Genomic DNA, 21952 nt, shown 5'->3' with positions numbered 1-21952 from the left:
GTAGCGGATGGCCCGGGGAACAGGTCGCTGGACACAGGCCACTACGCTTCGCGGCCGTGAAACGTAATCGTCTCTTCGCACTCGCCCTGGCCGGGGCCACGGTATTCGCCCTCACCGCCTGCGGCGGGGACGACACCGATGCGCCGGCCACGTCCGCCTCTGCCACCACCGCGCCCGCAGCCACCAGTGCGGCACCCACCCCGGATGCCTCGGCACCGGCCGCAGCGGACGGTGCGGGCGACAAGAAGGTCTGTGAGGCCGTGAAGGAGGCCGGAGACGAGTCGAAGGAAGTGCTGTTCGACGCGCTCCAGGCCGGTAAGGAGCCGACGGTCAAGATGCTGTCGGAGACCTACACCGACATGGCCGTGGCACTCGGCAAGGCCGCCGACGCCGCAAGCACGGACAGCAAGGTGGCCAACGCGGTGAAGGAGTTCCAGAACGCGGTGGCGGAGGCCGCCGAGTCGTCCGACCCGGTTGCCGCCGGCGAGAAGGCCCCCTTCCAGAAGACCGCCGCGAACCTCACCGCGGCCTGCAAGGAAACCGGCGTCGACATCAACTTCTGACCGTTGCACGGTGTGGCCCGGCCCCACGGCCGGGCCACACCCCTGTCTGGTCAGAGATCGGTGACGCGCACTCCGGCGTGGGTCTTGTAACGCCGGTTGATCGCGATCAGGTTCGCGGTGAACGCCTCGATCTGATGGGCGTTGCGCAGCCGCCCGGCGTAGACGCCCCGCATGCCGGGAATGCGGGCGGCCAGCGCGCCGACCACGTCGACCAGGTCCCGGTCCTCGGTGCAGATCAACACGTCCAGGTCGATCCGGTCGATCTCCGGGTCGGCCAGCAGCGGCGCGCTGACGTGGTTGAACGCCGCGCAGACGCGGGAGTCGGGCAGCAGCGCGGCGGCCTGCTGGGCGGCGCTGCCCTCGGGCACCGGCAGCGCGTACGGGCCCTGCTTGTCGAAGCCCAGCGGGTTGACGCAATCCACCACGATCTTGCCGGCCAGGGGCTCGGCGAGCGCGGCGAGGGTGGCCGCGTGCCCGTCCCAGGGCACCGCGATGATCACCACGTCGCTACGCCGGGCCACCTCGTCGTTGTCCGCCCCGGTGATGCTGCCGTCGGCCGGCACCCCGGGCAGCGCGGCGATCTCCTCGGCCGACTGCGCGGCCCGCTGGGCGGAGCGGGAGCCGATCAGCACGGTCTGACCGGCGCGGGCGAACCGGTAGGCGAGCCCCCGGCCCTGGTCGCCGGTGCCACCGATGATGCCGACCGTGAGCCCGGACACGTCGGGCAGGTCACTCGGGTCGTATGCCATGCCGTCATCCTTGCAGTCCCACCAGCCGGACAGCAGCGACTGCCGCTGTGACAATGCCCGCTGACCGCGACGGCGGCCCGGCCGGCGTCAGGCGACCTCGAAGGCGACGGAGCGGGTGGCCGGGTCGGCGGTCACCAACCGGACCCGCACCCGGGTACCCGGCGTCAGCTCGCCGAGGCAGCGGGCGCGTACCGGCGGGTCGTCCAGGGCGACCGTGCCGCCGGGCGGCCGACCGTTCGACGGCGCGTTCACGTCCAGCACCGCGGCATCGAACGTCTCGCCCACCCGATGCCGCAGCAGGACCGCCTCGGCCAGGTCGATCGCGCCTCGGCTGGCCGCCGACGCGGTGCGGTCGGTGGCGGCCATCGCCGCAGGCAGCCGGGGCAGCGCCGCGCGGGCCCAGTCGGGTACCGCGCGGCCGTCGTGCAGGGCCAGACAGACCTCCGTGGCGTACCGGTCGGCCAGTCGCCGCAACGGCGCCGTGACATGGGCGTACGCGGCCGCGACCCCGCCGTGCGCCGGCTGCTCCGGCAACTCGCCGTCGAAGGCGGTGTACGCGGCCGACCGCATCAGCTCGGCCGCCTGGTCGACGAAGGCGGCGGCTCGGGGCTGCCCCGGATCCAACCCGAGCAGCAGCTCACCGACGCTGACCTCGTCCGGCCAGTGCACGCCCAGCGGGGCGGCGGCGGCCCGCAACCGCTGCACCGCCTCGGGCTTCGGAGCGGGCATCGTACGCAGCAGGCCGATCCCGCCGGCCAGCATCAGATCGGCGGCGGCCATCCCGGTGAGCAGGGATATCTGTGCGTTGTGTTCCTCCATCGGCACCGGGGCCCGCAGCACCAGGCGCCAGCCGTCGCCGTCGGCCTCCACGTCCTGCTCGGGGATCGGCAGGTTGATCGCGCCACGACGCAGCCCCCGGGCGGTGAGCAGCGCCCCGATCTCGGGCAACAGGGCGATCGGCTCCGGCAGCCGCCCCGCGTCGGCGTCGGCCTGCACTCCGGGGTAGTCCAGCTGGGCCCGGCTGCGTACCAGCGCACGTTCCAACCGCACGGCGGTGGTGGCACCGTCGGCGTCCAGGTCGATGGTCCACAGCACGGCCGCCCGGTCGACGTCGGGCAGCAGGCTGGCCGCGCCCTCGCCGAGACTGTGCGGGTGCAGCGGCACGTTGCCGTCAGGCAGGTAGACGGTCTGCCCCCGCCGCCAGGTCTCCTCCTCCAGGGCACCACCCGGGCGTACGTGGGCGGCGACGTCGGCTATCGCGTACCGCACCTGGAAGCCGCCACCGGGCCGGCGGGTCAGATGCATCGCCTGGTCCAGGTCCCGTGATCCGGGTGGGTCGACGGTGACCAGCGGGATGTCCGTGCGGTCGACGGCGGGCCGGGGTGACGCGGCGGCGGCCTCATCGGCCTCCCGCTGCGCCGCCTCCGGGTAGCGGTCGGGCAGTCCCAACTCGCGGCGCAGGGCCCCGAAGTCGATGCGCGGTGCGAGGACACGTCGGATGACCATGGGCCAATCCTGACAGCGCCGCGCCCGTCGCGCCCTCCCCCGACCGACGGCCGCCGGGCGTACGCCGGGTCAGCTCCGCTTCGCGGATGCCCGCTTCGCAGGCGCTCTGGTCGCGGACACCTTCCTCGCGGGCGCCTTCTTCGCGGGCGCCTTCTTCGCGGTCGACGTCGAGACCGTCTTGCGGGCCGGAGCCTTGGTCGCGGACACCGTCTTGGCGGGGGTTGTCTTCCGGGTCGTGGTCTTCTTCGCGGCGGTCTTCTTCGCGGGCGCCTTCGTCGCGGTCTTCCGCGCGCCCGCTGCGGGTCGGGTCGAGGTCGCTCTCTTCGCGGCGGCCTGCTTCGCCGGGGCCTTCTTCGCGGTCGCCTTGGTCGCGGTCGCCTTCGTCGCGGTCGCCTTCGTCGCGGTCGCCTTCGTCGCGGTCGCCTTGGTCGCGGTCGCCTTCGTCGCGGTCGCCTTGGTCGCGGTCGCCTTTCGGGCCGTCGCTGTGGACGTGCGGGCCGGCGTCTGCTTCGTCGCCGCCGTGGTCTTCCTGGCCGGGGTGGCCCTGCTCGCCGTCGCCGCGGTACGCCCGGACGCCTTCGCCGCCGTCGTCTTCTTCGCCGCCGTCTTCGCCGTGGTGGTCTTCTTCGCCGCTGTCGTCTTCTTCGCCGTGGTGGCCCGCTTCGCGGGCGCCTTGCTCGCCGCCTTGTTCGCGGGCGCCTTGCTCGCTGCGGTCTTCTTCGCGGACGCCTTCTTCGCGGGCGCCTTGGTGGCGGTGCTCTTGGCCGCCGAGGCGCCCGCGGCGCTGCCGGGCTTCTGCCGGATCGCCGGCGCCGTGCCGTCGGCCCGGCGACTGGACGGGGTGCGGGTCAGGCCCGCAGTACGTTCCGTCGCGGCAGTTCTCCTCGCGGGTGTACGCTTCGCGGCCGGGCGGGTGGCCTGCTGTGCTTCGGCCATCTCGGTTCCCTCCTTGGGGACGTGTCACCGCCCTCGCGGCGCACGTGGTGCTCTCGACGTGGGAGGCGTCCCACGTCGTCTACTTCTCCTCCCCGGCCCAGCGGGCGTCCTCGGCCTCCCACGCGTCGTTACGCTCCCGCACCTGTTGCAGGGCGTTCTCCGCGTCGGCGGCAGAGGCGTACGGTCCGAGAACGTGCCTGGCCGGACACACGTCGGCCTCGGTCTCGACTCGATGGTGTCGCGTACACCAGTAGTAGCGCCCACGTCCGCTGTCGCTCATGGGATCACTGTGCACCGATAAGCGACCGCCCGCCACCGGAACAGCGCAAGTCACCGGCCATTTCCACAGTAGACGTGGTGGGACGGCCGGCGGACCGAAACCGACGGATCCGCCGTACGGGCCGCAATCGGCCACGGCGGTGCGGGCCCCGGGCCGGGTGTGAGGCGATGCTCGATGCAGGGCTAAGGTCGCCGGGTGGGCGTACCGGACTACATCCTGCGGATGCGTAAGCACGTCGGACATGACCTGCTCTGGCTACCGAGCGTGAGCGCGGTCGTCCGCAACGACGCGGGCGAACTGCTACTGGGCCAGCGGGCCGACGACGGACGCTGGGCGATCGTGAGCGGCTTCGCCGCGCCGGGCGAGCAGCCGGCCACCGCCGTGGTGCGGGAGGTGCTGGAGGAGACCGGCCTGGCAGTCGAGCCGCTGCGGCTCAGCAGCGCGGTCTCGCACCCGCACAGGTACCCGAACGGGGACCGGTGCGAGTACCTCAACCTCGGTTTCCACTGCCGGCTGTTGGGCGGCGAGGCACGGGTCAACGACGACGAGTTGCTGGCCGTGGGCTGGTTCCCGCCGGGCCGGTTGCCCGAGTTGGACGAGCATTCCCGGCTGGTCATCCGACACGCCCTCGGCCCGGAGGTCGCGGCCTTCTTCCTGCCTCCCGGCACGTTGTGGGGTGAGCCCGGCGAGCTTGAGCATGGCTGAACCGCTGCGTCGACCGGCTGGACCGGCCGACCGCCGACAGTCTGTTCTGGTACGGCCCGGACCGCAGGTCCGCGAGTTTGAACGTCGGGTTCTCGCCGCCCTCGGTGGCGAGAACCCGACGTCACAGCGTCCGGCCTGATCCGGGAAGTGTCGCCACTCGCCTGCCGCGCCGCAGGCCCCGGGTCAGGCTCAGGCCGGGACCGGCTCCACCGGGATCCACAGCTCGGCCTCGGCGTGGCTGCCGTCGGCGGAGAGCTTGGTGCGCGAGATCTCCGGCCCCGGGCGGGAACGGTACGGGTTGGACGGGAACCACTGGGTGAACACGTCCCGCCACAGGTACTGCACGGCTGCGGGGAACTCCCCGGACACCTCGAACACCGCCCAGTCGCCCGCCGGCACCGGCAACACCTCAAGATCCGCCGGTACGTCGGCGCCGGTGACCACGCCGTACCAGTAGTCCAGTTCGGTGCCCTCCTCGCGGTTACCGGCTAGGCCGTCGCTGACGTTGACGATCCCCGTCGGTTCCTGGTCGGACAGCGCCTCGATCCGCTCCCGGGTCGCCGGCTCGATGCTCTTGATGAAGGCGACGATCGCCGGATTCATCCCCTCGTGCACCAGCGGCACCCGGGCCTTACGGCCGGCGAGCTGGAACGAGTCCTTCCGCACGATGCGGTATCGCATGCTGCTACTCCCTTCGACGATGAGTCGGAAGGAGACCCGAGGCTGGGCGTGCAGTGCGCACTTCGTACGCCGGGCCTCGCCCGGTCCGACGCCGTGCACGGCCTTGAAGGCGCGGGCGAACGCCTCGGCCGAGCCGTACCCCCAGCGGACCGCGATGTCGAGCAGCGTGCGCTCCTCCGCGACCACCTCCGCCGCTGCCATGGTGAGCCGCCGACGGCGCACGTACTCGGACAGCGGCATGCTGGCCAGTGCGGAGAACAGCCGTCGGAAGTGGTATTCCGACGTGACCGCGATCCGCGCCAGTTCGGTGACCTCGACCGGCCGATCGAGATGCCGTTCGAGGTGGTCCATCGCCTGGTTGAGCCGCTCCAGCACCCGGGTTCTCCCTCCCTTGTGCGATCCAAGCTATGGCCGCGCCGGGCCGGTCGGCCCGACATGCTGTGCCCGGTGCGGTCGGGTCGGCTGCCGGCGACCGCCCACGATTACCTTGCCAGTGCCCGAAAGCAGATCGTCGCTGGCGGACATCCCAGCTCAGGGATGGAGTAGGTAGCAGCCGACCTGAGCCAGAGACATCCGCCGCTGCGACGATCTCGTCCAGCCCGGCGGCCACCGGGGATCGCCCGCTCAGTCCATTCACGCTGCTCGGGGTGCGGATGCGAGGGTACGTGTGCCACTCTCGTGCGAGATTTCTTCGTCGAGATCGAAAACTCTTGAAAAGACCATGCGCTGGCGTGGGAGCCGCGCCAGTCGGACCTGGAGGAACCGTGGCCAACCTGGACACCGCACTCAAGGACGCCATGAGCATCGACGGTGTGATCGGCGTCGCGCTCGTCGACTACACCAGCGGAATGACGCTCGGCGTGGCCGGCGGAACCCCGGAGATCGACCTGACCATCGCGGCAGCCGGCAACACCGACGTGGTACGCGCCAAGATGCGCACCATCGAGATGCTCAAGCTCAACGATGACATCGAGGACATGCTCATCACCCTCGGCGCGCAGTACCACATCATCCGGCCGCTCAGCGGCCCCACCGGCAAGGGCCTGTTTCTCTACCTGATGCTCAGCAAGTCCCGATCCAACCTGGCGCTCGCCCGGCACCAGCTGCGCACCATCGAGGAGCAGCTGGAACTGTGAACAACCGCGACACGTTCCTGCCTCGCCGCACCGCCCAGCAACCCTCCGGCCCACCACCGCCCAAGCTCCCGCCGTCCCTGGCCGGAAACCCGTCACTGCCGTACCCGGCGATCGGGACCGAGTTGACCGAGCTGCGCCTACAGATTCCCGGGGTGCAGGGCAGTGTTCTCGGCGGCGTGGACGGGCTGCGCATCGCCCACGACCTACCGGCCCAGTTCAACCCGGACGACCTGGCCGCGATGGCGGCGGCGACCTTCGGTCTCGGCCGCCAGGTCAGCCTCCGCCTCGGCCAGGGCGACTTCCGCCAGTCCACCGTCCGTAACCACGGCGGCTACCTCGCCGTGTACGCGGTGGGCCCGCAGGCTCTGCTCTCCGTGGTCGGCACCGACGCGATCAACGTGGCCCGGCTGCACCTGCACACGCCACCGGTCGCGGAACGCCTGACCAAGCTGCTCGCCCAGGTGAGCGGCGGTACCGACACGACCCACTGACCCGAGCGCACCGCCATCGCGTACGCCACGCGGCCCCCGCCCGCGTGTTCCTCGCTGCACGACGGCGGTGCGCTCGCCTTTCGATGAGCAGCAGGTACTCGTCCCGCCGGGCGGCGGCTTCCGGCAGCGACTGGATCGAAGGCAACTGCATCGGCGCGAAGTCCTGGCTGAGCATCGGCACGAGCGAGAACCTGAGGCGTGAACCGGTATAGGCAGCGCCACATCTGCGACAGCGCGAAGTTCTGCGTTCTCGGAGGACGGCTCCACTGACCATCCGGTCAGGAGGTTGCTGCGCCATGCCATGATCCGCGCAAGGTCGCCGATCTTGAGAATGAGCCTCCGGACCTCGAAGTCAGAGCGCGGCCTGCGGATCCATGCCTCACATCCGCGAAGGCATACCCTACGCAGTACAGGAGACACCGTGCCCCCACGAACCGCTCTGATCAGACGGACGCGTTCAGTCCTCACCGGGCTGCTAACCACCGCCATGCTCACCCTTGGCATCACAGTCGCCACCGCCACACCGGCAGCCGCGAACACCGACGCGATGTACTGGGCGGTGGTCGACTCCGCAGGCAACCTGGTACGCAGCTCCGGGGCCGTGGGTATCACCAAGTTCGGCACCGGACGCTACGACGTTCACTTCGAGGTGAACATGGACCTCTGCTCGTACACCGCCACGATCGGCGACCCCGGCACCACCATCGTCTACACCCCCGGGCTGGCCTTCACCGCCAGCGGGCACCTCAGAAACCGTAACGTCTACGTCGAGACCAAGAATCTCGCCGGCGGCCTCGCCAACTACCCGTTCCATCTCCAAGTGGTCTGTCCCAACGAGCCCGGCTACGCCAACGTCAACGCCAGCTTCGCCGTCGTGAACGCCAGCGGCATCGTGGTGCGGGGACGAAACGCGGGTACGGTCTTCCGGATCTCTCCCGGCCGGTACGACGTCAACTTCAACCACAACCTGCTCGGCTGCTCCTGGGTAGCGACCATCGGCGACCCCGGCTTTTCCTACGTCTACCACCCCGGGCAGATCTCGGCCAACCGGGGACGCTTGACCTCCTACGCTGCGTACGTGGAGACCAGGAACGTCTCCGGCGTACTCACCGACTTCCCGTTCCACCTCCAGGTGCGCTGCCCGGCCAGTACGTCCGGCACCTGGGCGGTGGTCGACTCCGACGCCGGCTACACCTACACCCGAGGATCGAACCTGTCCGGCGTTACCCGCCTCGGATCCGGCCGGTACGAGGTTCGCTTCCAGCGAAAGATGGCCCACTGCAACTTCGTAGCCACCATCGGCGACCCCTTCGCCGGTGCGGTCACCACTCCGGCGCTGGCCTTCACCGCCCGCCGCATCGACACGGCCCTGGTCTACGTGGAAACCAAGAACATGGCCGGCGGTCTGTCGGACTTCCCGTTCCACCTGCACGTCGGCGGCAACTGCTGACAGCTCGGTAGAGCCCGCTCCGGGGAAACCACCCGCTTCCCCGGGGCGGCTTCCTGCTGTCACCGTGCGTGGTAAACCCGATCGTGGGTACTGAGCGGCCATGGCACGGGACGACAGATCGGTGGACGACGAGCACTCCCGCCCAGCCGGTGTCGACGACACCACCATCGAGGCGCTGGGCGAGCTGAGCAAGGCCCTGGAAACCATCCACCGGGTACGCGGACACCTCTACTCGGCACACCAACTGATCGGCGGCGCGGACCTGACCCTGGACCGGGTGGTGACGCGGCTACGCGAAGCGGGACACGACGCCGTCGCCGACCGGGTCGAGCACGAACTGCTGGGCCGCAACGTGCTACCCGGCCGTTGGACCTTCCAGATCGTGGAAGAGTTCGACGACGGCTACTACGCCACATTCCAGGAGATCGAACGGTACGCCCGAGACACGCTGGCCGGCGGCCGGCGGCACATCTACGAGGCGGAGATGAAGCAGCGGCGCCGTACCCACGGCCTGGCCGGGCACGAGGCCACCCCACCGGAGTGAGCGGCAGGTCGATCCCGGCCTCAAGCCGCAGCGTCGGATCGATGTCTGGCGGCCACTCAGTCGAGGCAGAACTCGTTGCCCTCGATGTCCTGCATCACCAGACACGACTCGTTGACGCCATCGGCACGCAGCAAGCGCACCCGTACTGCGCCAAGCGCGACCAGTCGTGCACACTCGGCCTCAAGCACCGCCAGACGCTGTTCGCCCACCAGCCCGGTCCCGACCCGCACGTCAAGGTGCAGCCGATTCTTGACGACCTTGCCTTCGGGAACACGCTGAAAGAACAGTCGCGGGCCCGCACCCGAGGGGTCGACGCACGCAAACCATGCTCCCTGAACCTCCGGCGGCAGCGTCCGGTCGTACTCCTCCCAGGTGGCAAACCCGTCGGGCGGCGGCGGCACGACGTAGCCCAACACCTCGCACCAGAACCGGGCGACGCGCTCCGGCTCCGCACAGTCGAAGGTGACCTGGAACTGATTGACCGACGCCATCGGCACACCATACAGACCTGCACGCGCTGGCTGGGTCCCCGCTGCCGCATCAGGCGAGTACCGGCCTTGACTACGGCTCTGAGCTGGTGGGCGACGGACGAGTCGACCTGTACGCCGGATTCTGTGCGCGGCGCGTACCCCCGAGGGGTTTCGCGCCGGCGGCGGCCATCCATCTCGGCCTGCCGTCGCCGGCAGGCTCATGCGGCCTACCCGCAGACATCGGGCGGGCCGCCCTCAAGCGTCTGCGCGGGTCGTCATCATGCGGTGACGACCCTTCTTGGCCTTGCTCCGGGTGGGGTTTACCGAGCCACCCCGGTCACCCGGGGTGCTGGTGGGCTCTTACCCCACCGTTTCACCCTTACCGTCCCCGATGGGGGTCGGCGGTCTGTTTTCTGTGGCACTGTCCCGCGGGTCGCCCCGGGTTGCCGTTAGCAACCACCCTGCCCTGTGGAGTCCGGACGTTCCTCGGCGGCGGGCTGCTGCCCACCGACGCGACCGCCCGGTCGACTCGTCCGTCGCGCACTCATCCTAACGACAGCGGCCGGGCGACTTATTGCCACGGCCGGGCGCACCCGACGGCGACGACCACCACCAGGTCAGATAATGCCGGTGGGCTCGCCGTCGCAGGCCGAGCCGACTAGCCTCGGCGAGTATGGATCTTGCGAACGCCGCGTTGCTGCTCGGCGCCGGCCTGGCCGCCGGTACGGTCAACGCGGTGGCCGGGGGTGGTTCGCTGATCACGTTTCCGGCGTTGCTGGCGGTCGGTCTGCCGCCGGTGCCGGCGAATGTGACCAACTCGGTGTCGGTGTTCCCGGGGTACGGCGCTGCCGTGGCGGGCAGTTGGATGGATCTGCCCCGGGGGCGGCTGCTGGTCACGCTGGTGCCGACCACGATCGTCGGTGCGCTGGTCGGTGCGGGGCTGCTACTGGTCACCCCGGCGCGGGCGTTCGAGGTGGTCGTACCGTTTCTGGTGCTCGGGGCGACCGCGGTGCTGGCGTTTCAGGATCCGCTGCGGCGGCTGGTGGGTCATCCGCGTGATCTGCCGCCACGGCGACGGGGTCTCACGATCCAGGTCGTGGTGGCGCTGGCTGCCGTGTACGGCGGCTATTTCGGCGCGGCCGTCGGGGTGATGCTGGTCGCCGCGTTGGCCCTGGTGTTGGACGCCACGCTGGCCCGGGTCAGCGCGATCAAGAACCTGCTTTCCGCGATCATCGGCCTGACCACGGTGGCCGTGTTCGCGCTCGCCGGGCCGGTGAACTGGGCCGGGGTGGCGCTGCTGGCGCCGGCCACGCTGGTCGGCGGGTACGCGGGTGCCCGGCTGGTCCGCCGGCTGCCGTCGGCACTGCTGAAGGCCATCATCGTGGTCTTCGGCACCACGATCGGGCTGTACCTGCTCTGGCGCTCACTGCGCTGACCGGCAGCCTGCCTCGCCGTTCATGCCGACACCTGCACACGCTGCATGCCGCTCGCCCCCGAACGGCTGAGTGTTAGGAGGGGGCCCCTGTACAACGCCAGGCGTTAATAAGGTGCCCTTCCTTACAGCGCAGCCCTTACCGCGCAGCTCTACAGGTCGGCGAGGTGGGCGGTGTCGTTGACGGTGCGGACGGCGATGCCGCCGTCGGGCCAGCGGTCCAGCACCGAGATGCCGGCGGCGTCGAGGTAGAGCCGGTGCAGGAAGGCGTCGTTGGCGGCAAGGGCGTCGCGCAGCATCAGCTTGATCGGCGAGACGTGCGAGACCACCACCACGGTCTGGCCGGGGTACGCCGCGACGAGGCGCCCGGTAACCCGTGCGCAGCGTTCGGCGACCTCGGCGAAGGATTCACCGTCGGGTGGGGCGATCCGGGTGGAGGTGAGCCAGGCGTCCAGTTCGCCCGCCCATTGTTCGCGTACCTCGGCGAAGGTGCGACCCTCCCAGGCGCCGAAGTCGCACTCGATCAACTCGTCGTCGCGGCGTACCGGCAGGTCGCCGAGGGCGGTGGCGATCGCCTCGGCGGTCGCCGTACACCGGGACAACGGTGAGCTGACCACGGCGGCGGCGTCCGGGGCGAGCGCGGCCACCCGGGCGGCGGTGGCCCGCACCTGGGCCTGGCCCTTCGTCGACAGCGCGACATCGCCACGTCCGGAGTAGCGGCCCTGCTCGGTGTACTCGGTCTCGCCGTGGCGGACCAGGATCAGCCGGGTGGCGGTGAAGCTGGGTCGAGGCTCCCAGGAGACCGGTGCGCTGGTCAGGTCGGCACCGGGCGCCTCGGCGCGGGCGGCGACCTCGGCCGCGCCGCCACCGGCGGGCTGGGCACCGCCGAGTTCGCGGGGCGGCTCGACCATGCGCGGTGGCGCGACGGCGGGTACGGCGACGCCGCTGGTCGCGGCGGCGTCCATGGCGGCGTTGGCGAGGGCGTCGGCGTGGGTGTTGCGGTCCCGGGGAATCCAGGTGAACCGGACCGTGCCGATCCGGCCGACCAGTTGGGCGGCCTGGGCGGCGAGCGGGCGCAGTCCGGGGTGCTTGATCTGCCAGCGGCCGGACATCTGCTCGACCACCAGCTTGGAGTCCATCCGGACCTCGACGTCGGTGGCGCCCAACTCGACCGCGGCGGTCAGGCCGGCGATCATGCCCTGGTATTCGGCGACGTTGTTGGTGGCGGTGCCGATCGCGGCGCTGCGCTCGGCCAGCACCGCGCCGGTGGCGGGGTCGCGGAGCACCGCGCCGTACCCGGCCGGGCCCGGATTGCCCCGGGCGCCGCCGTCGGCCTCGACCAGGACGGTACGCGGTGCCACCGGCTACAGCCCGGACTCGTTGGTGCGGACCATGATCCGACGGCAGTCCTCGCAGCGGACCACCTCGTCCGGGTCGGCCTTGCGGATGCGGGCCAGGTCGGCACCGGAGAGGTCCAGCCGACAGCCACCGCAGCGGCCGGCGTAGAGCAGCGCCGCACCGAGCCCGGTGTCGGTGCGGATCCGTTCGTAGAGCTGCACCAGGTCGGCGGGAAGGTCGTTGGCGAGCGGCTGGCGGGCCGAGCGCTTGAACTCCTCCTCGCGACCGATCTCGCCGAGGCTCTCGTCGCGCCGCTGCTCGGTGGCGGCCCGCCGCTCGCGGACCTCGGCGAGCCGCTGTTCCACGCCGTCCAGCACCGCCTGGGCGGTTTCGCGCTGCTCCATCAACTCCAGTTCGGCGTCTTCCAGGTCGCTCTGCCGGCGGTTCAGGGAGACCAGTTCGTGTTGCAGTGCCTCCAGTTCGCGGGCGGGGCCGGTGCCGGCGGCCAGCCGGGCCTCGTTCTTGGCCTTACGCGCCCGCACCTGGTCGACGTCCTTCTCCATCCGGGCGATGTCCCGGTCCAGGTCGTCGACCGCGACCTGGGCGCGGACCCGCTCGTCCTCCAGGGCGGACAGCTCCCGGGCCAGGGCCTCCAACTCGGCACGCTCGGGCAGCGACCGCCGCCGGTGGGCGAGCTGGGCGAGGGCGGTGTCGATCGCCTGGAGGTCGAGCAGGCGGCGCTGGACCTGGGGGTCAGCCTTCACGGTCGGGCTCCTTGTCGTCCGCTACGGGTTCGGCCACTGCGGGCCCGCCCGTTGAGGGTGGGGCTGCGTGTACGGTCCACGGGCTGGTGTCCAGGTCGGACACCAGGGTCTGCACGCCCGATGTGCGCCGCAGCAGCGCGGCCAGGTCGTCCAGCCAGGGTCGCTCGGTCGCCCAGTGGGTGGCGTCGAGCAGCGCCGGCCCTTCGGTGGCGAGGTGCTCGCCGGCCGGGTGGTGGCGCAGGTCGGAGGTGAGGTACGCGTCCACGCCGGCAGCGGTCGCGTCGGCCAGGAAGCTGTCCCCGGATCCACCACACACGGCGAGGGTACGCACGATGCGGTCCGGGTCGCCGGCGGCGCGTACCCCGACGGCGGTGGTCGGTAGCACGGTGGCGGCGTGCCGGGTCAGCTCGGCCAGGCTCATCGGCTGCGGCAGCTCGCCGATGCGGCCCACTCCCCGGCCCTCGCCGGCGGCCGGGGTGCCCGGCCGGGCCGGTTGCAGGGGGCGCAGGTCGGTCAGCCCGAGCCGGTCGGCGAGTGCGTCGGAGACGCCGGGGGCGGCCACGTCGGCGTTGGTGTGCGCGACGTACAACGCGACGTCGGCCTTGATCAGTTGGTGGATGATCCGGCCCTTGTACGTCGTCGGCGCTACCGAGGAGACGCCCCGCAGCAGCAACGGATGATGAGCGATGATCATGTCGACGCCGGTGGCCAGGGCTTCGGCGACCGTCTCGGGGACCACGTCGACGACGCAGAGGATCCGGCGTACGGGGTTGTCGGGCTCGCCGAGCACCAAGCCGACCCGGTCCCACTCCTCGGCCCAGCTCGGCGGGTAGCGCCGCTCCAGCTCGGCCACCACGTCGGCGACGGTCGGCACGGCTGCGGTTGTGCTCACGACGGGCCAGCTTACCGGCGTCGGCGTCAGGGCGGGACGTCACCCGGCCGACGTCGGACCGACCAGTGGCGAGGTGTTAACAGGGGCCCCTTGTGCTACCGGAGGCGTTAACAAGGGGCCCTTCCTTCACGGTGTGTGGATGAGGTGGTCGCGCAGGGCGGTGAGGGCGAGCGGCCAGGGGAAGGCGTGTTGGTACCGCTCCCCCGTCCCGGGTGGGTGCAGTGGGAAGACGTCGTCGCCGAAGAGCACGCGTACCCCCCACTCGGTCAGTCGGGCGATGGCCACCCGGAAGGCGGGGTGGGCGGCCATCGCGGCGTTGGTGTAGGGCACGGCGACCAGTGGTACGCCACGGCCCTGCGCCTCGACCAGTAACCCGAGGGCGAGGGTGTCGGCGATGCCGGCCGCCCATTTGTTGACCGTGTTGACCGTGGCCGGGCAGACGACGATGGCGTCGGCCGATGGCAGCACGTCCGGGTCACCCGGATTCTTGTAGTGCGTACGCACCGGGTGGCCCGTCTGGCGGGCCAACGCGGCGCGGTCGACGAACTTGGCGCCGTCGGGCGTGGTGACCACGCAGACGTCCCAGCCGTCCTGCTGGGCCAGCTCGACGAGCCGACCCACGTCTCGGGCCAGCGGCGAACCGCAGGCGATGATGTACAGCACCTCTCGGTGCCCGTCATGGCGGTGCGAACCGGTCATCAGACCGGCCCCGAAGTCATACTCCTACTCCCATGTGCTCAGCCAACTCTGCGATCAGCGAAGGCGGCGCACCACGTGTGCGACGCAGCACGTCCGACATCACCTCGTGGGCGATCGGCCGGCAACGGATCTCGGACGGGGCGAGTCGGTCTCCGCGCAGCAGCATCTCGCCGGCGTTGGCCACGTCACCGATCAGGGCGTAGCCCCGGGCCAGGTCGAGCAGGTGGTGGGCCCGGCGTTCCGGCAGCAGCGCGTCGAACGCCGGGGTCTGGAGTTTGAGCTGGTGCACCTCGACCGCCCGGCCCCCGTCACCCAGCTCGACGGCGGCCGCCGCCCGGTGCAGTTCGACGTTCGTGGGCCCGAACGAGGTCCAGTAGTGGTTGTGGTCGCTGCCGAGTTCCCGCGCCGCCGCCTGGGCGCCGCCGAGCAGATCATCGACGGTGGCGGTGTCGCCGATGCGGGCAGCGGCCATGGCGCCCTGCAACAGCAGTATCCCGTAGACCGAGATGCGCTCCGGGCTGGTGTCGTTGCGACCACCGGGGGCGAGCAGGTTGGCGACCGTGACGTTCAGCTCCAGCGCGGGCCGGGCTCGTCCCATCGAGGCCATGGCGTTGCACACCCGGGTGGTGGCGACTCCGGCGAGCAGCAGGTCGTCGGCGCGCTGGGCGACCGCGATGGACCGGTCGGCGGCGAGCCAGGCGAGTTCACACTCACCCAGCTTGCGCAGCACCGAGGAGGTGATCTGGTAGACCTGCGCGAGCAGGTGGGCGGCGGGCTTCGCCTGGTCGCCGTCGTAGGCGGCGTCGGCCGCCTGGGCGTCGCGCAGCAGCTTGGGCAGTGCCCGGGTCAGCATCCCGTAGCGGCCGTACTGGTAGGTCAGCCAGGCGTGGGTGACGGCCTTGCTCATGTCCGCCAGCGGGGGCGGGCACGGTACGGCGTCGAAGTACGCGCTGACCGAGTCGTACCGTTCCAGCGCCGCCCGGATCTCCTCGACCTCAAACTGGTCGATGCAGTTGAGCGTGTCGGTACGCCGCTCCGGATCCTTGCCGAGCAGCAGTTGCACGTCCATCTGAAGGATGTCGGCGATCTCGTGGAGGACGGAGAACTTGTCCAGCCGGCGCACGCCGCGTTCGATCTTGTCGACCCAGCTCTTCGACTTGCCCAACCGATCGGCGAAGACCTGCTGCGACATCTTTCGTCGCCCTCGCCAGTAGGCCACTCGCCGCCCGATGGGTAGTTCGTCCATCTCCCCAGTCCTCCCTAGCTGGAGCCCGGGCCAGGGGCCGTGGGCCGTTCCGCGGGCGCGGTGAACCGTCCGTCTTCAGGTTTCCGCTGGTCGCACTGGTTGTACGTCATCCGTACGGCCAGTCCTCGTAGCTTTCGTGCAAGTTGCATCAGCCACTTTGTCAGGCAAACGATCGTGAGCGACGACAGTGACGGTGCTCTACATGAGAGTTGCCGGCCGGTCCGGCGAGGGGAGATGGCACCAATGTGGGGGAACGTCGGACCGCGGGTGGCACATCTGTCGCCGTTGGAACGGGTACGGCTACGCCGAGTCGCCGTGCGGTACGCGATGCACGGCTGGGAGGTGACCCCCGGTGCCTGCCTGGCGCGCAGCCGATTCGTCTGCGGCCGAGCCGGCTGCCCCACCGTCGGCTGCCATCCCGCCCTGGAGGACTGGGAGCACGCCGCGAGCGCCGACCCGGCCCGGGTGGCGAACTGGTGGCGGTCCCGGCCGCACGGCGTACTGCTGCCCACCGGGCGTTCCTTCGACGTGCTGGAGGTTTCCGCCGACCTGGGTCGCCGGGTGCTGGACGCGGTCCGGGCCCATCCCGTCGGTCCCGGCGTACGTGGTCCGGTGCTGGTCACGCCGACCGGGCGGTGGATGTTCCTGGTCCGTCCGGGCGACCCGCTGCGCCCCGAGTTGGAGCACTGTCTCCAGGTGGTACGGCACGGCCCCGGCTCGTGGATCGCGGCGCCCCCCACCCGGCTACCCGAAGGTCAGGTTCGCTGGGTGATGGCACCGGAGCAGGCCCGCTGGCAACTTCCGGACTCCTACCTGGTCCAGAACACCCTGATCGGCGCGTTACGGGCCACCGGGGTCACGTTGGTGCCGGCGCTGGTACCCGGTCACCTGCCGCTGCCTCGGCGGGGCCGGTGAGCGTGGCAGGTACCCGTCGAGGTGGGCGGTGGCCGTCCGGGCAGCGACGCCCGACCGCGCGTAGTCGTTGAGCACCAGGACGGCGCATCCGCGCCGGGAGCGGGGATCGGCGATGTCCACGGACGACACCACACACCACCCGAACGGTGCCGAGCCGCCACGGCGGCACCGGCTTGGCCGCCGATGGGCCGCCACCCGGCCGCCGGGCGCCCGCCCCGGCCGGCCCCGGCCGCTCGGCTCGCGTCCGGCGACCACCCACCGGCCGACTCGCTGGCTGTGACCCGCCCCGCTGGGCCGGGACCGGCTGCCTGCGCTCACGCCCGCCCCGGCCTGCGGACGACCGAGCCCCGAATGGGACTCGCGGCGCTACCGGTCGAGTCGGGTACGCACCGCACGAGCCGGCACTTCGGAGACGGCCGTCGCCTTCGGTGACTTTCGCCGCCCTGCGGCACGACAGGGCCCCGGCAGGCGCACATCCCGGGCCCACTGCGCTGCGCACACCGGCCGGCGAAAGTAGCAGCAGGAGAAGCGCGTGAGCCGCGACCGCAGTGGGTATTCCGCGGCGCCGTTGCTGAACGCGTGAGGGGAAGGCACATGCTCAGCAAAGAGGATCAGCGCAGATTTGAGCAGATCACCCGCAATCTACGGGAAAGCGACCCGGCGTTCTTCGCCCGGCTCGACAGCCGGGCCCGGGGTCGACGTGGACGTTGGCTGCTGCTGTTGACCATCCTGCTGTGGGCGGCACTGCCGGCGGCGACCGTGGCGTTCGGACGGCTGACCGGGGCGATCTTCGCCGTGGTGCTGCTGACCAACGCGGTGCTCATGTGGCGGTTCCGTCAACGCTGGCTCTGAACACCGCCGCCGGGGCCGCCCGACCGGGTCGCCGGGTCGACGTCCGCGCCGAAGGCCGACCGTTCACTCACCGAGCTGCCGGTACGCCTGACGCAGACGCTCCAGTAGACCCGGCCCACCGATCGCCGGCGCAGGTGCGCCGAGCTGCCGCAACAGCAGATCCGGACGGCTCGCCAGGCTCGGCGGGCGATCCGGCAGCGGTACGGGCGGCAGCCAGAACCGGTCGACCGTCTCCGCCAACGGCGCGACGGGCAGGTCGGCGAGGGCTCGCGCCGCACCGGCCGCCGGACCGGCCGCTCCAGGCTGACCAGCCGGCTGGCCGACCGTCGACCGGGTCCCGACAGCCGTGCCCGGCTCGGTGCCGGCGCTGCGCAGTTCGCGTAGCCGGTCGAGCAGGTCGTCGCGGCTTCGGCCACGCCAGTGCAGCAGGGCGAACGGATCCGCGTCGAACGCCTCGGCGAGCAGGTAGAAGGTGGCCGCGAGATGCTTGCAGGGCACTGCGGCGTCGGGGCACGAGCAGCGCTGCTCCAGCTCCGTCACGGTGGCCGGGAACAACGGTGCACCGACGTCGGTGAACAGTTCCTCCAGCTCGGCCGGGAGATCACCGGCGAGCAGCCGGGCGCTGAAGAACGCCTGCGCGGCCAACTCCGCCTCGATCCGGTCCCACAACTGCCTCGGGAACGGCGGCAGTGCGATGTGGACCTGGTACGGCCGGGGTCGGGAGCCCTGCACCGCCGCGCTCACCATGCCCGGGGCGATGTCGAGGCGTACCACCTGGCCGGCGCGGGCGTACGACCGGCCGCGGGTCAGCCGGGTGCCGAGCGCGAACGACTCCAGCACCTCCACGAACCGGCGCGACCACCAGGAAACCCCGATGGCGCCCCGGCTGCTGCGGGCTCGCAGCCCACCGTCCACCCGGCGGGGCGGCGCGTAGTCGGCGAAGCGGCCCCGCCCACCGGTGCCGGTCGGGCCGGTCACTGCGCCACCGCCCCGGCCTCCAGGCTGAACAGCTCGCGCAGCTGGGTGGTGGACAGTTCCGTGATCCACTGTTCGCCGGTGCCGACGACCGACGCGGCCAGACCGCGTTTGTCGGCGATCAGCGCGGCCACCTTCTCCTCCACCGTGCCGGCGCAGACGAACTTGCGGACCTGCACGCGTCGGCGCTGGCCGATCCGGAACGCCCGGTCGGTGGCCTGGTCCTCCACCGCCGGGTTCCACCACCGGTCGACGTGCACCACGTGGTTGGCGGCGGTCAGGGTCAGCCCGGTACCGCCTGCCTTGAGGGAGAGCACGAACAGGGCCGGGCCGTCGTCGGACTGGAACCGGGTCACCATCTCGTCCCGGTCGGCCTTGCCGAGGCCGCCGTGCAGGAACAGCACCTCCCGGCCGAACCGGGCCGACAGGTGCCCGCGCAGCATCCCGCCGAACTCCGCGTACTGGGTGAACAGCAGGGCCTTCTCCCCCGCCGCGAGGACCTCGTCGAGGATCTCCTCCAGCCGGGCCAGTTTGCCGGAGCGCCCGTCCAACGCCGAACCGTCGCGCAGCAACTGGGCGGGGTGGTTGCAGACCTGCTTGAGCCGGGTCATCGTGGCCAGCACCAGACCGCGCCGTTCGATGCCGTCGCTGCTCTCGATCCGGGCCATCATGTCGTCGACCACCACCTGGTAGAGCGCCGCCTGCTCGGCGGTCAGGTTGCAGACGACCTCCATTTCCAGCTTCTCCGGCAGGTCGGAGATGATCGACGAGTCGGTCTTGAGCCGGCGCAGCACGAACGGGCCGGTGATCCGGCGCAGCCGCTCGGCAATATCGGTGTCACCGTGCCGCTCGATCGGCTCGGCGAAGCGTTTACGGAACGTCGCCGCCGGGCCGAGCAGCCCCGGATTGGCGAACTGCATGATGGACCACAGGTCGGCCAGCCGGTTCTCCACCGGCGTACCGGTCACCGCGATCCGGTGCCGGGCGGGCAGCGCACGGACCGCCTCGGCCTGCCGGGTGGCGGCGTTCTTCACCGCCTGCGCCTCGTCCAACACCACCCGATGCCAGTCGACACCGGCCAGATCCACCGCGTCCCGGGCCGCCGTCGGGTACGTGGTGAGGACCAGATCCGCCGTCTGTACGGCACTGCCGAACTCGGCACCCCGCGCCCGCTGCGCGCCGTGGTGCACGTGCACCCGCAGCTCCGGGGTGAAGCGGGCCGCCTCCCGTTGCCAGTTGCCGACCAGCGACATCGGACACACCAGCAGGGTCGGCCCGGCCTGCGGTGGGTCGGCCGCGAGCAACGCCAGCAACTGCACCGTCTTGCCGAGCCCCATGTCGTCGGCGAGCACCCCGCCCAACCCGAGCGACTGGAGAAACGTCAACCAGGCCAGACCCCGCCGCTGGTACGGCCGCAGGGTGCCGACGAACGACGGCGGCTCGGTCAACGGGGCGAGCTGCCGCTCCACGGACCCGGCGAGCAGGTCGCCCAGCGCGCCGTCGGCGCTCACCTCCAGCACCGGCAGCGCGTCCGGCTGCTCGGCATCGGCGAGCCCCAGCCGTAGCAGGTCGGCGACGGTCAGCTCGCCGGTGGAACGCAACAGCCGCAGACCGGCGGCGAGCCGCTTGGGGTCCAGCTCGACCCAGCGGCCCCGCAGTCGTACCAGCGGAGTCTTCAGCTCGGCGAGGTGGGCCAACTCCTCGGCGGTCAGCGGCTGGTCGCCAAGGGCGATCTCCCAGCGGTAGTCGACCAACGCTTCCAGCCCCACCCGGTCACCGGAGCCGGTGACCGTGCCGGGCGCGGTGCGGGAACTGGCGCGCAGCCGAGCGCCGAGCCGCGCCGAGGGTCGCCGCCACCACGACGGCAGCAGCACGGTGAAACCCGCCGCGTGCAGCATCGGAGCGCCCTCGCGCAGGAACCGGTGGGCGCCGTCGGCGTCCAGTTCCAACGCCTCCGGCGTCGCGGTACGCAGCGCCGTGTCCAACTCCGGCCACAGCCGGCTGGCCCGGCCCAGCTCGGCCAGCAGTGTCTCCTGCGGGCTGTCCAGCGTGGGCACGGCCGTACCGCGCCACACCTGGCCGGCGTCGACGTGCAGGCCCGACTCGTCGGCGGCGCGGAGTCCGAACTCCACCTGCCACGTGCCCTCGGCCGCCACGATGGCGTCCGGGTCGGCCGGCACCCCGGTCAGTGGGTCCTCGACTTCCTCGTCCGGTGGTTCGATCAACCGGAAGCTGGCCCGTACCGCCCCGCCGGCCGCATCCCGCTGCCAGGCGTCCAGTTCGTCGCGCAGGATGTCCAGCGCCGCCGGTTCGGCGGTGAACCCGCGTTGCGGTCCGGTGAGCGCGCCGAGCCAGGGCGTCACCGCGCCGTCGCGACGTACCCCGCGCGCCAGGGTGGTCTGTGGCAGCACCGCCCGCACCGCCGCGTCGGTGAGCGTGTCGAGTGCATCACCGACCAGCAGCCCCGGCCCAGACTCCGCGTCAACGGTCGGCATCGCGGGCACGCGCGCCCCGACCGGCATCGCGGGCACGCCCGCCTCAGCCCGCAGCGCGGGCAGGTCAGCCTCGACCACCGCGCGGGCGGCCGGTGGCAGGGCCAGCGCCAACGCCCGGGCCCAGGCGGCGTCGGTGCCGGTGAGCAACGGTCGCCACACCGCCCGGGCGCCGACCTCACCCCCGGACCTCCGACCAGCGGCCGCGCCACGTACGGCCGCGCGAGAGGCCGTGCCGCGTACGGCCGCGCGAGCAGCCGAACCGGAGGCAGCAGCGCGGGCAGCCGCGCCGGAGGCGACCGTGCGGGATGCCCGGCCGGGTGCGGGTGCGGGTGGGGAGTGTGGTGGCGCGGCCAGGCCGGGCAGGACTCGGCCACGGGTGGCCAGGTCGGCGGCGAAGGTGGCCAGTTCGGCGAGGTGTCGAAGCGTCGCACCGGGTACGGCGGCCAGCCCGTCGAGGCCACGCAGCAACGGCAGCGCGGCGTCCGGGGCGTACGCCAGGATGGGCACCCGCCAGCCGGCCAGGGTGACCGGGCCACGGACCGCTTCCACGACGGTGGTCCGGACCAGTTCCGGCGAGTCGACCGGAGATCCGGCGCGGCTGGGCAGGCTCAGCAGCGCGGTGCCGAGGTCGGTCGGTTCGGCGGCCTCGGCCAGCACGGCGGCCAGCGTGGCGTGCGCGGCGGCGAACGGGTGCGGGCGTTCCCGGGGTGCGCGGCCGGGACGCCGTGGGCCACGCGGCGGCAGGGTGCTGTCCTCGCCCCAGACGGCGAGCCCCCGGCCCGGCAGCCACACCCCGTGCACGACCAGCACCCGCACTCCCCTCTTGAAAGGAA

22 protein-coding genes and 1 other RNA gene are annotated in these 21952 nt (G+C 71.6%); 11 read left to right on the top strand and 12 right to left on the bottom strand.

The genetic code is table 11. From position 1 onward, the window contains the following. Nucleotides 1–56 precede the first annotated feature (56 nt). Complete coding sequence (locus AB0M35_RS21145) at nt 57–563, top strand: hypothetical protein (RefSeq protein WP_363747267.1); 507 nt, start codon at nt 57–59, stop codon at nt 561–563. A gap of 50 nt (nt 564–613) precedes the next feature. Here AB0M35_RS21145 and npdG read toward each other — a convergent pair whose 3' ends face one another. Both npdG and AB0M35_RS21135 read right to left on the bottom strand, forming a co-directional pair. Then, nucleotides 614–1312: an NADPH-dependent F420 reductase gene (npdG, locus tag AB0M35_RS21140; protein WP_363747266.1), complete on the bottom strand. Its 699-nt coding sequence runs from the start codon at nt 1310–1312 to the stop codon at nt 614–616. 87 nt (nt 1313–1399) lie between these two features. Next, complete coding sequence (locus AB0M35_RS21135; protein WP_363747265.1) at nt 1400–2818, bottom strand: RNB domain-containing ribonuclease; 1419 nt, start codon at nt 2816–2818, stop codon at nt 1400–1402. Nucleotides 2819–3029: 211 nt separating this feature from the next. On the opposite strand from AB0M35_RS21135, the gene AB0M35_RS21130 reads away from it, so the two are divergent. Continuing rightward, nucleotides 3030–4055, top strand: a complete 1026-nt coding sequence (locus AB0M35_RS21130; protein ID WP_363747264.1) for a hypothetical protein — start codon at nt 3030–3032, stop codon at nt 4053–4055. A gap of 174 nt (nt 4056–4229) precedes the next feature. Beyond that, nucleotides 4230–4739 carry an NUDIX domain-containing protein gene (locus tag AB0M35_RS21125; protein WP_363747263.1) on the top strand — a complete coding sequence of 170 codons (510 nt, stop codon included), beginning with the start codon at nt 4230–4232 and terminating at the stop codon, nt 4737–4739. A 189-nt stretch (nt 4740–4928) separates the two neighbouring features. On the opposite strand, the gene AB0M35_RS21120 is transcribed toward AB0M35_RS21125, so the two are convergent. Next, nucleotides 4929–5795: an AraC family transcriptional regulator gene (locus tag AB0M35_RS21120; protein WP_363747262.1), complete on the bottom strand. Its 867-nt coding sequence runs from the start codon at nt 5793–5795 to the stop codon at nt 4929–4931. A gap of 389 nt (nt 5796–6184) precedes the next feature. On the opposite strand from AB0M35_RS21120, the gene AB0M35_RS21115 reads away from it, so the two are divergent. The 5 genes from AB0M35_RS21115 to AB0M35_RS21095 all read left to right on the top strand — a co-directional run bounded on the left by AB0M35_RS21115 (nt 6185) and on the right by AB0M35_RS21095 (nt 9041). Next, nucleotides 6185–6556 carry a hypothetical protein gene (locus tag AB0M35_RS21115; RefSeq protein ID WP_363747261.1) on the top strand — a complete coding sequence of 124 codons (372 nt, stop codon included), beginning with the start codon at nt 6185–6187 and terminating at the stop codon, nt 6554–6556. Continuing rightward, nucleotides 6553–7047, top strand: a complete 495-nt coding sequence (locus AB0M35_RS21110) for a roadblock/LC7 domain-containing protein (protein ID WP_363747260.1) — start codon at nt 6553–6555, stop codon at nt 7045–7047. The genes AB0M35_RS21115 and AB0M35_RS21110 overlap by 4 nt, the downstream gene beginning before the upstream one ends. An 83-nt stretch (nt 7048–7130) precedes the next feature. After that, nucleotides 7131–7259, top strand: a complete 129-nt coding sequence (locus AB0M35_RS21105; protein ID WP_363747259.1) for a hypothetical protein — start codon at nt 7131–7133, stop codon at nt 7257–7259. A 209-nt stretch (nt 7260–7468) separates the two neighbouring features. Then, the gene (locus AB0M35_RS21100) at nt 7469–8497 is read left to right on the top strand and encodes a hypothetical protein (protein ID WP_363747258.1); all 1029 of its coding nucleotides are present in this window, start codon (nt 7469–7471) and stop codon (nt 8495–8497) included. A gap of 100 nt (nt 8498–8597) precedes the next feature. Continuing rightward, a complete protein-coding gene (locus tag AB0M35_RS21095) occupies nt 8598–9041 on the top strand; it encodes a hypothetical protein (RefSeq protein WP_363747257.1) in 444 nt (147 codons plus the stop codon). Between the two features lie 56 nt (nt 9042–9097). Here the strand turns inward: AB0M35_RS21095 and AB0M35_RS21090 are convergent, their stop codons facing one another. Together AB0M35_RS21090 and rnpB are read right to left on the bottom strand one after the other, a co-directional pair. After that, entirely contained in the window at nt 9098–9532 is a 435-nt protein-coding gene (locus tag AB0M35_RS21090; RefSeq protein WP_363747256.1) for a VOC family protein, read from the bottom strand. Nucleotides 9533–9626: 94 nt separating this feature from the next. Next, nucleotides 9627–10043: RNase P RNA component class A (gene rnpB / locus AB0M35_RS21085), an RNA gene on the bottom strand. A 141-nt stretch (nt 10044–10184) separates the two neighbouring features. Here rnpB and AB0M35_RS21080 point away from each other — a divergent pair. After that, on the top strand, nt 10185–10946 hold the full coding sequence (locus tag AB0M35_RS21080; protein WP_363747255.1) for a sulfite exporter TauE/SafE family protein: 762 nt from the start codon (nt 10185–10187) through the stop codon (nt 10944–10946). Between the two features lie 149 nt (nt 10947–11095). Here AB0M35_RS21080 and AB0M35_RS21075 read toward each other — a convergent pair whose 3' ends face one another. The 5 genes from AB0M35_RS21075 to AB0M35_RS21055 all read right to left on the bottom strand — a co-directional run bounded on the left by AB0M35_RS21075 (nt 11096) and on the right by AB0M35_RS21055 (nt 15882). Next, on the bottom strand, nt 11096–12304 hold the full coding sequence (locus AB0M35_RS21075) for a bifunctional RNase H/acid phosphatase (RefSeq protein ID WP_363747254.1): 1209 nt from the start codon (nt 12302–12304) through the stop codon (nt 11096–11098). Nucleotides 12305–12307: 3 nt separating this feature from the next. Continuing rightward, a complete protein-coding gene (locus AB0M35_RS21070; protein ID WP_363747253.1) occupies nt 12308–13045 on the bottom strand; it encodes a C4-type zinc ribbon domain-containing protein in 738 nt (245 codons plus the stop codon). Then, nucleotides 13035–13901, bottom strand: a complete 867-nt coding sequence (locus tag AB0M35_RS21065) for a Nif3-like dinuclear metal center hexameric protein (RefSeq protein ID WP_363747360.1) — start codon at nt 13899–13901, stop codon at nt 13035–13037. Before AB0M35_RS21065 ends, AB0M35_RS21070 begins: the two co-directional genes overlap by 11 nt. Nucleotides 13902–14063: 162 nt before the next feature. Then, nucleotides 14064–14636, bottom strand: coding sequence for a flavoprotein (locus tag AB0M35_RS21060; protein ID WP_363747252.1), 573 nt, complete (start codon nt 14634–14636; stop codon nt 14064–14066). A 16-nt stretch (nt 14637–14652) separates the two neighbouring features. Continuing rightward, nucleotides 14653–15882 (bottom strand): helix-turn-helix domain-containing protein, encoded by a 1230-nt coding sequence (locus tag AB0M35_RS21055; protein WP_363747251.1) that lies wholly within the window; start codon nt 15880–15882, stop codon nt 14653–14655. A gap of 243 nt (nt 15883–16125) precedes the next feature. On the opposite strand from AB0M35_RS21055, the gene AB0M35_RS21050 reads away from it, so the two are divergent. After that, on the top strand, nt 16126–16797 hold the full coding sequence (locus tag AB0M35_RS21050; protein WP_363747359.1) for a bifunctional DNA primase/polymerase: 672 nt from the start codon (nt 16126–16128) through the stop codon (nt 16795–16797). A gap of 594 nt (nt 16798–17391) precedes the next feature. Then, the gene (locus AB0M35_RS21045; RefSeq protein WP_363747250.1) at nt 17392–17649 is read left to right on the top strand and encodes a DUF3040 domain-containing protein; all 258 of its coding nucleotides are present in this window, start codon (nt 17392–17394) and stop codon (nt 17647–17649) included. Between the two features lie 63 nt (nt 17650–17712). Here the strand turns inward: AB0M35_RS21045 and AB0M35_RS21040 are convergent, their stop codons facing one another. Together AB0M35_RS21040 and AB0M35_RS21035 are read right to left on the bottom strand one after the other, a co-directional pair. Beyond that, complete coding sequence (locus tag AB0M35_RS21040) at nt 17713–18627, bottom strand: SWIM zinc finger family protein (RefSeq protein ID WP_363747249.1); 915 nt, start codon at nt 18625–18627, stop codon at nt 17713–17715. Further along, complete coding sequence (locus AB0M35_RS21035; RefSeq protein ID WP_363747248.1) at nt 18624–21929, bottom strand: DEAD/DEAH box helicase; 3306 nt, start codon at nt 21927–21929, stop codon at nt 18624–18626. The genes AB0M35_RS21040 and AB0M35_RS21035 overlap by 4 nt, the downstream gene beginning before the upstream one ends. Nucleotides 21930–21952: the final 23 nt, after the last annotated feature.

Source organism: Micromonospora sp. NPDC051196, assembly GCF_040682415.1.
Taxonomy (GTDB): Bacteria; Actinomycetota; Actinomycetes; order Mycobacteriales; family Micromonosporaceae; genus Micromonospora.
This window is presented reverse-complemented; position numbering and strand designations above follow the sequence as displayed.